Source organism: Rufibacter aurantiacus (assembly GCF_017916345.1).
In the GTDB taxonomy this organism is placed as follows: Bacteria; Bacteroidota; Bacteroidia; order Cytophagales; family Hymenobacteraceae; genus Nibribacter; species Nibribacter roseolus.
In genome coordinates this window covers 156,651-170,445 of sequence record NZ_JAFMSV010000005.1, presented here as the reverse complement: position 1 = coordinate 170,445, position 13,795 = coordinate 156,651, and the positions used below count along the sequence as shown (strand labels likewise).

The 13,795-nt window shown below is 37.4% G+C and carries 10 protein-coding genes; 8 read left to right on the top strand and 2 right to left on the bottom strand.

Going from position 1 to position 13,795, the window contains the following annotated elements; translation table 11 throughout:
* Nucleotides 1-18: 18 nt before the first annotated feature.
* Nucleotides 19-462 carry a hypothetical protein gene (locus tag J3P34_RS19695; protein WP_210490356.1) on the bottom strand — a complete coding sequence of 148 codons (444 nt, stop codon included), beginning with the start codon at nt 460-462 and terminating at the stop codon, nt 19-21.
* Nucleotides 463-735: 273 nt separating this feature from the next.
* On the opposite strand from J3P34_RS19695, the gene J3P34_RS19690 reads away from it, so the two are divergent.
* Nucleotides 736-1,404, top strand: coding sequence for a recombinase family protein (locus J3P34_RS19690; RefSeq protein ID WP_210490355.1), 669 nt, complete (start codon nt 736-738; stop codon nt 1,402-1,404).
* A 610-nt stretch (nt 1,405-2,014) separates the two neighbouring features.
* Here J3P34_RS19690 and J3P34_RS19685 read toward each other — a convergent pair.
* Nucleotides 2,015-2,668, bottom strand: coding sequence for a hypothetical protein (locus tag J3P34_RS19685; RefSeq protein WP_210490354.1), 654 nt, complete (start codon nt 2,666-2,668; stop codon nt 2,015-2,017).
* 400 nt (nt 2,669-3,068) lie between these two features.
* Here J3P34_RS19685 and J3P34_RS19680 point away from each other — a divergent pair, with 400 nt between their 5' ends.
* The 7 genes from J3P34_RS19680 (at nt 3,069) to J3P34_RS19650 (ending at nt 13,794) form a co-directional block, all read left to right on the top strand.
* Entirely contained in the window at nt 3,069-4,406 is a 1,338-nt protein-coding gene (locus J3P34_RS19680; RefSeq protein ID WP_210490353.1) for a hypothetical protein, read from the top strand.
* Between the two features lie 430 nt (nt 4,407-4,836).
* Nucleotides 4,837-6,321 (top strand): hypothetical protein, encoded by a 1,485-nt coding sequence (locus J3P34_RS19675; RefSeq protein WP_210490352.1) that lies wholly within the window; start codon nt 4,837-4,839, stop codon nt 6,319-6,321.
* An 18-nt stretch (nt 6,322-6,339) separates the two neighbouring features.
* Nucleotides 6,340-9,750 (top strand): hypothetical protein, encoded by a 3,411-nt coding sequence (locus tag J3P34_RS19670; protein WP_210490351.1) that lies wholly within the window; start codon nt 6,340-6,342, stop codon nt 9,748-9,750.
* Nucleotides 9,737-10,585, top strand: coding sequence for a hypothetical protein (locus tag J3P34_RS19665; RefSeq protein ID WP_210490350.1), 849 nt, complete (start codon nt 9,737-9,739; stop codon nt 10,583-10,585). Before J3P34_RS19670 ends, J3P34_RS19665 begins: the two co-directional genes overlap by 14 nt.
* A 5-nt stretch (nt 10,586-10,590) precedes the next feature.
* A complete protein-coding gene (locus J3P34_RS19660; protein ID WP_210490348.1) occupies nt 10,591-12,258 on the top strand; it encodes a hypothetical protein in 1,668 nt (555 codons plus the stop codon).
* 3 nt (nt 12,259-12,261) lie between these two features.
* Nucleotides 12,262-13,041: a hypothetical protein gene (locus tag J3P34_RS19655; protein WP_210490347.1), complete on the top strand. Its 780-nt coding sequence runs from the start codon at nt 12,262-12,264 to the stop codon at nt 13,039-13,041.
* Nucleotides 13,042-13,050: 9 nt separating this feature from the next.
* Entirely contained in the window at nt 13,051-13,794 is a 744-nt protein-coding gene (locus J3P34_RS19650) for a S1C family serine protease (protein ID WP_210490346.1), read from the top strand.
* The last annotated feature ends 1 nt before the right edge of the window (nt 13,795 follow it).

Below are 13,795 nucleotides of genomic sequence, written 5' to 3'. Positions count from 1 at the left end.
GTAGATTACTTGCCTATATTACCATAGCCTTGCAGGGTATCGACCACTAATCTTATACTGTTGCTCTTCTGAAATTCGTCTTACCTCATCACAAACCATTTTCACTAGCTGAATCCCCTTAAAAGAGAGTTCATATCTTTCAGGTTGGAATGGCTTTCCAGGCACTAAGATATTTAGGTATCCTTTAGTCACAAGCAGGTTCATAGACTCATATATACTAGGTAAGTAGTAGCTACCTAGAAGATACTGCTCCACCTTGGCTGTGGTGAAGGTGAACTTGGAGAGGGACAGTTGGTGGCAAGCACAAAGAATTTCCCAGTCCCTTTGGCGTAAACCATATTCCTTTTTCAACTTCTTTATTAAATAGTGCTGAGAGGCGAAAATTCCCGTCAAATCTCTTGTATAAGCCATAATGCATAATATTGGATATAAAAAGTGTGTTTTGGGAAGTACCTGGATCATTCTTGTGTGTATCTTTCTAATCTCTACCTAACCCTTACTCCCTCTATAAATTTATCCAATTATTGGCACAATTCCCGATGATAGAACTATACTCCATCTTCAAAGGATTTAGTGTGTCAAAAAAAAGATACCCGAAATGGTGACAATTGGTAAATAACCTTTAGCGGTTTTTCTAGCGTTTTACTGTATCACAATAAACATTTGTCTAATTTGACACAACAAACTACATTGGAGTTATGAAAGGTTAAGCAATTAAGAGACCACAATCCAATCATGAAGGCTGCAATCTATACACGCGTATCAACTAGGAAGCAAACCACTGACCGACAAATAACTGAACTGCAAGAATATGCTAAGAGGAATGGCTATGAAGTTATATTTTCTGTCTCTGAGACTGTGTCCGGTAGCAAGAACAAATACGAACGCCCAGGCTTAAAGAGGATATTTGAACTTGCAAAAAAAGGAGATATAACAGAAGTCCTTTCATTAGAGCTTTCCAGACTAGGAAGGAATGCCATGGACGTGAGAGAAATCATCTTAGATTTGGCTGATTTAGGAGTGTGTACTCATATTGTGAATAAAAATCTTCGCTCTTTGGATAATAAGAGAAAAAAAGACAACATCACAATGCTCATCCTAGGTGTACTAGCTGACCTTGGGGAGATGGAGAAAGAAACCCTTACAGAGCGGGTAATCAGTGGTCTAGAACAAGCCAAAAGGAAGGGAAAGATTTTAGGAAGACCAGAGGGCACTATAAAGGAAATAGACACTCTACTTACTGAAAGAAAGGATGTAATAAGATATCTTAAAGCTGGTAGGTCTATCAGGGAAACTTCAAAAATTTGTGGAGTTGCACCCAATACAGTGATGAAAGTTAAGAAGGCTTTAAACGAAAGAGCATACTTACTTAAGGATAACAGAAAAGGTACTCAATTAATATAACGACGTCAGCATGTAATTAAGTAAGCATTTCCTAACACGTTTCTAATTATTTATCAATATCAAAGAAATCAAATTTTAACTTAAATATACAAGCTAGCTCTCTTTTAAGTTTTAGAATTCACCAAATTAATATCTATTCTATTAGAGCAAAAAAGCCAATATTTCATAAAACGAGGGTACCCAGTCTGACCTAAAGCGTTCTAATTCACCTTCCCCTCCCCCACCCTGCTTATAGTAAGCCCCAAAGGGAAGCCACTTATCTTTTGAACTAGTAATTCCATATCAGTCGCTCAATAAATTAAATAAACCATTTAATTAACTATCATATTCACCAAAGGCTATAATGGCCATTAAAGGTTGTATTTTTTGGTTCATTTCTGAATATTTAACCTAGCCACCCCTCTCTTTAAGCTTTATCCCAAGCGCCACTATACTTCTTTCTAAATTCAGTTTGGTTCCAACACTGCTTAGCAACCTTGAACACATTTTCCTTTATCCATCTTGTTTTTACCTCTGTATTTGGAAATAAAATATTATTCCACTTATGTCTAATTACGGACCTGTATGCTATTTCGCTAAGTCGCCTAAGTTCTATGAGAGATTTACAATCCTAAGCTAAACTTTTTACCCAATCCAAACGAATCCTTGCCCTTACATAGATTTTTTGCTGTTGAAGGGATTCATCAAAGATCAATTCATTTAGCAAGCCCTCACTATAAGCCTTATTATAAGCACCAGGGTATTTGCTATTGTACTCGGCCTTGTTCCTGCATGACTTCGCTGCTTCTAGGGCTTTCGGCTTTGTCCACTTGACTTTCACAGGAATATCAGGAAATATCAATCTCTGCCACCCACCTTTCACTACTGATCCATACGCTCCACCATTTAAATCTTTAAGCTCTTTTAAACTTTTACAGTTTTTAGAGATCTCAATACACCTTTCAAGAGTCCGGAATCCTTTAGGTTTACAGTTTCTTGTCTTAGGAAACAGTTGATCGAGTATACCCAACTCTCTAGCCTTATTAGCCGCACCACCTCTTTGTTTATAGAAAGTTTTCCGGTCTTTAAACATAGGGGCTTCCTCCCGGATGGTTTCCTCCAATAAAGTCCAATCCCTCCTACTAACACTCGTTATATGACTACATATAGCATCCAGCCAGCGATTTTTCAAAGCCCTTCCGTATGCTCCTGGAGAATTATCTTGAAATTCAGCCCTCAAGTGGTATTTATTAGCTTCGATTTGCCAGGCTGCCGCCCTAGCCATTTTCCAATACATCGAGGTCTGGTACAACCGTAGGAGAATCCATTCTTCCCTTAACTACTGTACACGCCACAGATGCAGCAACTATTAACCAATAAACTATAGCCGCCTAACTTGCTGTCCACTTTTCCTTGCAAGTCCATTGCTCAACTTGGTCCCTATTTATGAGATAGCTTCCAATATTAAAATTTAAATTTGCTTCCTATATTTTACAAAGTGTATATTTAGAATGCCATATTTATTTAAATACTTAAAATACTATATTAAAAATATACTCCCAACTACTTTCAATTAACCAATTTTTTATTAGATTATTCATAGACTTCATAGATAATCTAATTTCTAAAATAAAAAATAGAACTTTAATCCATTAAAACGGAAACACAATTACTACAATCAATACATGAGGCTTAAGAAATACTCAGTAGCAATTGCTATTGCATCTCTAGTTTTATCATCATCCTGTGATGATGGAAGGAGAAAACGTCAAATGGAAACCAACCGTAAGGAGTCCATCGAAAAAACTAAAGTAACAACTGGATCATCAAGGACACCAATCGAAAATTCAAATCAATTGGAAACTGAGCTTTCTAGTATCAAAACTCTTAGATTCTTCTTTGAGAATTCTGGCAGTATGAATGGCTATGTCTCAGAACACTATGAGATTAAAACTGCTATTTCTAGGTTACTAAGCGAAGCTGAATATGAAAGTTTTAATGCTTATTTAATCAACACAGAAATACATCGGTTCCTAGTAAAGCCAGAAAACATATCATCATCTTTAACAAAGGCTGGCATTGAAAAAGGGAACATTCATACAAGTGATCTTAATTTTATTCTTAAGACTGTGCTTGACAGCACTAAAAGATACGATGTGGGGGTGCTTGTTACTGATGGAATATATTCTATTGCAGGAAATGCTAATACTGTATTAGGGCAACTCCAATCAGCTTCGAACTTCACAGCAAAGCATTTTGAAAATCGTTTAAAGCAGGATAAAAATTTACAAACTGTGCTTATTAAATTGAATTCTCAATTTAAAGGTAAATACTTCCCTGTGCAAGGAAAGGGTATTGCCATTAACCAGCGGCGCCCTTATTACCTGTGGTTATTTGGTTCTTCAGGAAGTATAGCATCCATTCAGAACAGCTTGAATTTTTCTGAACTAACAGGCTACCAGCACCACCTTATTTTTAATACCACTGCGAATAAGAAAGTTGATTATAACATTGTTCCAGGATTTATGAATAAGGGATCTTTTAGGCAACATCAAGATCCCAAGCTACGACCCAACCATATTACAAGTGTGAAGAAGGACAGAAGATCAAAGGATTTTCAATTTTCGGTTGGTGTAGATTTAAGCAGTTTGCCAGTTCAAAAGAGTTATCTTCTAATTAAAGCAAATTATGAAATCTTAGAAAACGCAGAATACACAATACAGGAGATTCACGAAGTTAAGTCTCTTTCGCCAGCTCAAATTAATAAGCTGAATAACCCTAAAATATCGCATGTCATTGTGTTACATACTTCAAAAAATCCTTATGGAAGCCTAAAATTAGCTTTAAAAAAACAGTTGCCTACATGGGTATCACAGACAAACTCTTTAGATGACACCAATATAAAGGGTGATGAGAAAACCACACTTGGTTTCAATTACTTAGTTGGGGCTATTGAAAGAGCTTATAGCGATGTTTCAAATACGCAACATTACATAAATCTACCATTAAACATTCAAAATTAATATGAACAGCTTTTTCGCCATGCTTTATGATTGGTTAGAATACCATAATGATTTCTCAATATTTTTATTTGATTCACACAATTATAGTGGCTACACCTACCTCGGGGCAATAATCATATTTTGCTCAATTGTTTTTATGTCTTTGTTCTATTATGCTTGGAATCCAACTTACGGCAGATGGTACCACTGGCTTTTCATAGTAATACTATCCGCTATAGTAGCTGCAATTGTAACTTATTCATATTTAAGCAATACATTGATAGAGTATGTTGACAACAGCAAATATCCTGACACTGAATCATTTATTATAAACATATCCTTAATGACTTCCTTTTATACATTCATATTTTCGCTTCTTTCGAGCTTTGTCATTCGGATTTGGAGTTCAAAGAATAAGGCTAATCCTTTCGCATTAAACTTAAGATAAGCTATGGCAAAACTTTATGTATTCGGAATCGGCGGCACCGGTTCTAGAGTTCTTCGCGCGTTCACGATGATGCTGGCAGCTGGTGTAAGATTGGATAGCAGTATAGATACGGTTGTACCAATTATTATTGATCCAGATTCTGCAAATGGAGATTTGAACCGTACAGCTGATATACTTACAAAATATCAGGAAATTAAAAAACCATTTGAAAACGAGGATAGTGGATTCTTCAATGTAAAGATTAAAACCCTTTCTCAATTAACAGGAGCAAGTCAAACAGATGTATCTGATAACTTTAAGTTTGAAATAAACGGCACACACAGCCAAAAATTTAGAGAATATATAGGCTATAATAGCTTAGACAATAATACCAAAGCTTTTGTAGATTTATTATTTTCTGCGCACAACCTTGCTGCCGACATGGATGTTGGCTTTAAGGGCAACCCTAATATTGGTAGTGTCGTGCTGAACCAATTTACGCAAAGTGAAGAGTTTACCCAGTTCTTAGACAGCTTCGGCAATAATGATCGCATTTTTATAATCAGCTCAATTTTTGGTGGTACAGGTGCCTCAGGCTTCCCGTTGTTACTTAAAAATCTGAGAGAAATAAACACTCACGACGGTAGAACTTACCAAGTTAGAAACGCGGTTATTGGTGCTTTAACGGTATTGCCGTACTTTAAATTAAAGTCAGGTGAGGCAACAGGAAGTGAGATTGACTCAACATCTTTTTTAGGTAAATCAAAAGCTGCTTTAGCGTATTATGAACGTACTATTGTAGCCGATAAACGCTTAAATAGCTTCTATTATATAGGTGATGAAGATGGAGGCATGTATGACAACTTTGACGGCAAGGATAAGCAAAAAAATAATGCCCACTTTGTTGAGGTAGCAGGCGCTTTGGCCATTCTTAATTTTGCTTCCGAGGCTGGCAACCTGTTTACAACGAATGGCAAAGCTGATAATCCAACCTACAAAGAGTTTGGCATTGAGAGTAAGGATGTTAGTCTAACTTTTAAGTCTTTAGGGTATGAGTCATTTACTTATCTTACAAAGCCATTAGCACAACTCTCCCTTTTCTCGAAATATTTGAAATTGGGACTGCCAAAAGCAATAAGCGCTTCCACCATTTGGTTAGAGGAAAAACACAGAGGTGTGCCAAAGCAATTTTTCAAAGCTTATTACTACACTAATACTTTTAATAAATTCATCCAGCATTATGATGAGTGGCTAAATGAGCTTGAGGACAATACACCATCCTTTAAGCCATTCAACAATAGCGTAGACTTTGGTAATGCATTGGAATTTATTGAAGGCTATGAGCCTAAAAAGAAAAATTTGTTCTTTAAAGACGCAAGATTAAAGTTAGTCGAAGACAAGCTGACAGAAACCATTACACGTCATACGTCTCTCCCAAACGAAACGAAGTTTGTAAAGGCTTTCTATGACGCGACTGGTGAAGTGTTGGCAGAAAAATTAGGTATTTAATAAAGCAGAAGCATTGCTATGAGCAAGAAAGTATTTCGCATCCATAATGCTGGTCCAACTGAATCAGATTGGTTTCCATCATTGGAGCCAGGTGGCAATATTGTACAAACGATAAACGATAACGATAATCAAGTCAAGATTTTACCTACTTCAATACCATCGCCATTTGCGAGAATGGACTTGGTAAGGTCTGCTTTTCATTTTGTTAATGTCAATGTCATAGACGGTGCTACTTATCACCATAAATTAGTATCTGATGCTCTGGACATAGGACAAATTTTGTTTAATTATGACATTAATAGCGAAGACTTAGAGCTAATTGCCTGGAACAAATGGGATCAACTAAATGCTCTCAAGGCATCCTCTCATCCAGAGCATAGAGCATTAGCTGAAACATTTGAATTGTTCATTAATCAGGATACACAATTCAACTTTGGAAAGGTTGATAATTTCTACATCCTGAAGTATAGCCATCGTGTAATTGGCGGCATCTCACCTACTACGTTGTTTTTTGCTGCGCCTTTCAACGACAATAAGCCCGCACAAGACAGATTGCAGGTAGATATTCGGTTTGGTAATGATATCATGCTGGATGAGCACTACTTGCCTTTGTACCAGCGTGAGCCCAAATACATTAAATATCTGTATGCCCTTTCCAGAAAAGACAATTTTGCCAATACTTTTAAGGAGCTATATCAGTACATTGACCTTACTGTAAAAAAGCTTGCAAAGGAAAATAAAGATTTGTTTAATGAGCTAAATACATTAGACATTAACGATTACTTTTCAGGACTGCAGTATCTGCACATAAAAGGCAATTCTGGCGATACAGTACATGCCCTGTCAGAACTGCCACTTTATAAGTATAGCGCCGATCCAGAGAGTATTCAGAGTGACTTTGCTATTGCAAGCCCCAAGCAGATTGAAGTAAACGGAAAACTTCTAACCCCTTTGGTGTTGCCAGTAGAGCGATTCAATTTCGATCTTACTTATACCGTTGAAAAATGGAATCCCGCTACACCTGCACCACGCCGTGATGATACGCCCATAGAGTTACGTCGTCTACCACACGTGAGGGATCAGTATCCATACCTGACACAGGCAGACTTCTTGGAAGACTATCTTATTAAGGTGCCTTACAAATTGAATAGTAACAAGTTCTACACTCTTGGAAAAAACTATTTTCTGCCTCTTAAGCCTATTTTCTTTGAGTATTTTACTAAAGAAGAACTAACAAGCCAAAAGCTTATAGAGATTGTGGATCATGCTCAGTCAGTTGAAGTAAGACTTAATATCCCGATTAAGGGTGGCAAAGGGGTTAACAAGATTACTTATTGTAAAATTTATAAGAAACCGTCTAGTGTAACATCCATTGGCGGTTTATCTGGCTTAGGCGAGCATGATGGTATTTTGGTGGATGCTGATTTGGCAGTAGCTATAACGCCGCTCGTAAATGGAAGCTTCCCACACAAAGATTACAGAATAGGTTTAGTCAATGGCATGCCAACTCGAAATGTGGATTTGCAGCTTTATGATGCCAATGGATTTAGAGTAAATGCCAGATACAACAATACGCGCTTAAACAAAGGTGCTTCATCGCTATACTATGTAGTGCAGGATAGTTTTAATTATGTGCAGCTACAGGTTGATGGCAACATACAAGGTTTATTGATTCCTGAATTCAAAACATACGAACCAGGCAACAACCAATTTAGTTTTGCTATCGATTTTGGTACATCGAACACCCACATTGAATACAAAAAACAAAATGAAAGAGACAGTAGACCTTTTAAGGTTGAAAAAGAGGAATCACAGATAGCTTACTCGTTTAATCATACAGAAAAATCAAATCTTATTAAGCAATTTTATTTCCAGTTCAGTCATGAGTTGTTACCAGAGGTAATAAACGATGGTTCTAATGACTATAAGCTACCGATGCGTACTGTTGTGCTTTATAACAAGAACGTAAACGTGAATCACGGTACTTATACTTACAACCACTATAACATTGCCTTTGATTTTGAGAAAGCCCAAATTCAGCCACATTTAAATCATAAGACAAACATTAAGTGGAGTAACTACAACGATAACGAAAACAGGAAGCAGCTTGAGCACTATATTGAGCACATACTTATACTTCTCCGAAACAAGGTGCTGTTGAACGATGGTAACTTAGAAGAAACCAAGATTACCTGGTTCTACCCATCAAGTATGGGCGAAAATAAAATTAATGCTTTGGGGCAAGTATGGCGTGGTAAAGTGGGAGGAATTTTTGGAGCAAGAGTTGTAGAAGCGATGAACAGCTTGCCCGAAAGCCTTGCACCCTTCTATTTCTATAATAATGAAGCAGGTGTTACAGCTCAAGCACTGCCAGTAGCATCATTGGATATTGGCGGTGGTACAGCAGACTTGGTTATTTATAAGGAAGATAAACCACAACTGCTCACTTCTTTCAAATTTGCTGGTAATGCCATCTTCGGAGATGGGTACGGCGGCAGCATGGCGACTAATGGTTTCCTTAAAAAGCATTTGGATAAGTACCGTGAACTTGTGAAAACAAATTCAGATACCTTAAACGATGTCCTTGAGCAACTATCTGCTAGCAGAAACTCTGAAGACATTATTAACTTCCTGTTTAGCTTAACAAACAATAAGACATTAACACAAAACAATGTCAGGATAGACTTTGCCACAGAGTTAGCTAATGACCAGGATTTAAAATTAGTTTTCTTGCTTTACTATAGTGCAGTATTCTACCATTTGGCAAAAGTGATGCACACAGCTGGCTTTGAAAAGCCGTCTATATTGTTGCTTAGTGGATCAGGCTCAAAAACAGCTTTTATAGCTGATAATACTAGTAATCAAGCAAACCTATCGTTGTTGTTCAACAAAATATTTGAGAAAATATCTGGTGAACAAAGCAGGGTAAAAACTGAAATTAAGATAGAAGCTAATCCTAAAGAAATAACTGCCAAGGGCGGCTTATATACAGCGGCTTATGATAGAATAGACCTAGAAGAGCTAACTGTTGTATCGCTTGGAAGTACTATTGATAATGGTCTACTAAAACCGTATGATACGTCGAGCACCGCACAGAAATATTCTTACAGAGAATTGAATGCATCGCGAGAACATCTACAAGGTGTAATAGACGAGGTGCTTCACTTCTTAAAAGTTTTCATGGAGTTACATAAAGAAATCAATCTCAAGAACAAGTTCGATGTAAGCCAGACTTCGCTTAATGTCATTGATGAAGTAATTGAGAATGGTAATCACGATTTAATGAACTACTTAATGCGCGGATTAGGTGAGAAACAGAAAGAGCTTGACAGTGATGATGTGACGGCTGTTGAAGAAACGCTCTTTTTCTACCCACTAATTGGCTTAATGAATAAATTGGCAAAAGATTCTGTAGATGGCAAAGCGTAGAAGCAAAAGTAAGCCTGCCTCTTTAAAGAGCCAGGCTATAATTGTAATTATAGGAAGCGTAATTGCTTATACTCTGCTTGTTATAGGTATAAAAATAGGGCTAGTAGGTTGGTTAATAAATCTAATTTTCGCGGTAATCTTACTTGTTGCAATAGTAGTTAATTTGCTTTTAGCATATAAATTATTTGATAACTATGAAAAACTTAAACACTCTAAAAATGAAGCAGATTCGTCTTCCACTTTCAAAATTGAAAGCGCTGCAAAAAGTGAGTCAATAAGTTTAAATACTTTAAAGTCTAAGTATGGAAACCTTGAAGCACATTATGAAAAACTAGAAAAGGTCAAAGAATCTTACAAAGAGAAAGTTTTACAGCTTGAGCATGAACTCTCTCAAATACGAAAGAAAGAAAAGGAAAAGCTAAAAAACAGCACTGAAGCTATCCCTGTTCAAGCAGAGGAAACTGCACATATAGTCCCAGAGCCTATACCTGCCAAGCCAGCACCTCCGAAAAACAGCTCATTATATTTTGATGGTCCATATGATGACCGTTTGTTTTCGGAGACAAATGCCGCTTCTGAAAAGAGACACAGGTATGTCTATAGGATTGAATATGCGACGGCAGAGCCATCAGTAGGCAAACTGCACTTAGAGCCTACCGCAGATGAGTATGATATTTTGAGAAGCTATTCAGATACCGTTTTAAAACCTGCCTGCGCATTCGATAACGCGTTTTATACAAGCTTCCATAATATAAGTCAACTTGCCCCAGGGACAGTTCATAAGCAGGGTAACGACTGGTATGTAAAAGAGAAAGTGAAAATCAGATTTAATTAACTCACATGAATTATCTAGAATACATTCTCATTATTGGGATTATTATTGCCCAGTTTTTTATTGCCTACAACTATATTTTTTTAAAAATAGTAAACTTAGCTTCAGTTTTTAAACAAACTGATGAAGCCGACATCTTGAGTGGTGATGTGCCTGTCAAGATGATTGAACAGGGAAGTTTAGAAGACATACAGACGCATCTTGAAACTAATACCTATACATCCTTAGATGAAAAAATTGTAGAGGTTGCCCTAGTCGATTATCCTACCAACAGCGATGCCGAGCAGCAGATTTTGGATGACATCAACAACTACCTGGTCAAGAATAAAGGTGCTGTAGCTGATTATCATCTACTAAAAGATATCGTTGACCGCAATATTGACTCGCTGGATGAAGAGATAAATAACTCCATGCCCGCCCCTTTATACCTTGGTCTTGCGGCTACGATGCTGGGTATCATCATCGGTTTGTTCCAAATGGAAACCAATGCAGGAGTTGATACTGATAATATGTTGACCAATATTCTCGGAAGCGTCAAAGTTGCCATGATTGCCAGTGCCATGGGTTTAGGTTTAACAACCGCTCTTTCTATTTTTCTATATCGTCCAGCTAAGTCTAAGGCAGAAACAAACAAGAATAAATTCCTTTCTTTCTTACAGGTAAATCTGCTGCCTGAACTAATCAGAACAGAAACGTCAGGTATATCTGCGCTAAACGACCGCCTAAAAGGTTTTGCGAATACACTCAATCCTGCTGTTAAAGAACTTTCTGCCGTGATGGACAAATCATTTGAAGCCATCAAAATTCAAGAAAGCACGATGGCTAAAGTAGAGCAACTTGATACGGCTAAAATGGCAAAAGCCAATGTGGCAGTATTCAAGGAGCTTAGTAAAATGATGGAGTCTTTTCATCAGTTTGCCAACTACTACCAATCGCTTAACCAGTCTATGGTGCAAACGGTAGAATTGACCAATAATTTGAAAGCACTTGTTAACCGAACTGTGGAAGTAGAAAGAATTGCCGCAGGTATTGATTCTACCTTCTCACAGAACCAAGAATTGAACAAGTTCTTAGCAAGTCATCTGATTGAGTTTACAAACCATGGCGAAGCCTTGAATGTGGTGGTGGATTCCGCTCAACGCAATGTGACACAGAGCATCGACATAATGAAGGAGGCTGTTGAACAGAAAATTCGGGAAGTACAGGATGTTACTATCGAAATGGAGCCGCACCTTAAAAATGCTTTTGAACAAGCTATTGAGTCTGTTGAAACTATGACCAAAGAGCAAGTGATGCAGCTTGACAAAGCATTTACAGAAGCGAGACCAAAATTTGAGCAACTGGATAAGTTGGAAACCATTGATACTGGTCTGCAACTGTTGGCGGAGCAAGGCAGAGAAAGCACACAGAAGCAAGAGTTGATGCTGCAAGCCTTAAAAGATCTTACTAATGCTATTAAAGACAACTCTAAAAAAGCTGCAGAAGAATCGAAAATAAATGATGACTTCTTGAATGAGTTTCGGGTATTAAACAAGCACCTGACAAGCAATGGAACTCAACCTAAACAAAAAAGCAACAAGGCTGTAACAGCACTACTGGCACTGAATGCAACAGGTTTTTTAGGGCTGGCTGGTTTCCTTGTATATGCTATCATGAAAGGAATAATTCAGTTATAAGCTATGAAGAAGACCTCATATTTTTGGGTAGGCTTTTCTGACCTTATGACAAGCTTATTCTTCATTATGCTTGTTTTGTTTGCTATTGCTTTCGTAAAACTTAAAAGCTCTGCTAACAATGAAGATAAAATTCAAACCCTTGAACAGCAATTAACAGAATTAATTGAAAAGAATAAACAACTCACAATTGAAAATAGACAACTCACAATTAAAAATAAACAACTCACAATTAAAAATAAACAACTTGTAACAGATAAAAAGAAGTTTGATGAGATACAAAATGTTGAAAAGGCTCTCTCTACGTTAGATCAAAACTATTATACTTTTGATCCTAAAAATAAAAGGTACCGCTTGAACATTGATGCTAGATTTAAATCTGACGAATCTGACATTAATTACATTGGTCTTAATGAGCGTAAGCAATTATTAGATGCTGGTAGAGAACTTTACAACAAGATAAGCACCCTTATTAAGAAACATAAAGAGATTGATTACCTATTAGTCATTGAAGGAAACACACAACGTAATTTAGAATACAAAAATTGGATTAGTGCACCCGATAGAGGCTATAAGTTAAGTTATGAAAGGGCCTTGGCTTTACATAACTATTGGAAAGCTAATGGGATCGATTTTGAGAAATTAGGCTCCAATTGTGAAGTTATTCTTGCGGGCAGCGGGTACTTTGGACAATCACGCGACGAAAAGAACCCTGATAATAACCGCCGATTTACAATACAAGTCACATCCAAAGTGGGCAAATTTCTGCAAAACAAGAAGTATTAAGTTGATTACATGAAATTACAAACTATACTTCTAGCTTGTCTATTATCATCTCTTAGTAGCTGCTCTGGTTGCTCTAAGTCTGGGAAAGAATCAAAGCGTCGAGCCCAAACGGCACAAGCTGAACTCCCAAGAACAATTCAAAATCCTGAAAAAGTTAGACCAAAACGAGGCACCAGAAATGCTCCTGTTACTGAAGTGAACAAGACTTCAATCTTGAGCTCTCTTTATGAGCAGCGAAAAAAAGGCGTGTTCCTTGTCTTCTCAACAAACGACGGTAGAAGTGGTGTGCAAGGCAGCGGTTTCTTTATTTCAGCAGACGGGCTCGGAATTAGTAACCAGCATGTTTTTGATGGTTTTAACGAGCACTTCATCAAGTTACATGACGGCACATCCTATGAAGTATCTCAAATTATAAGATCGAGCGATGCCAATGATTTAGACTACGTGCTATTTAAAGTAAACACAAGAGGTAGTAGTGTACCCCATGTACCTATTGCCGCTACTTTGGCTGCAATAGGCGAGAACGTCTTTGCAATCGGTAACCCCCGGGGACTTGAGCAGACTCTATCAACTGGGATTGTATCTAGCTACAGAGAAAATCAAAAGCTGATTCAAACTACTGCTGAAATCACTAATGGTAGTAGCGGTGGCCCTCTCTTCAACATGCAAGGAGAAGTGATTGGTATTACCACCTCGGGTGTAGGCGAAGCAAACTTGAATTTTGCTGTAAATATTCAACGCCTTAATCTCTGAA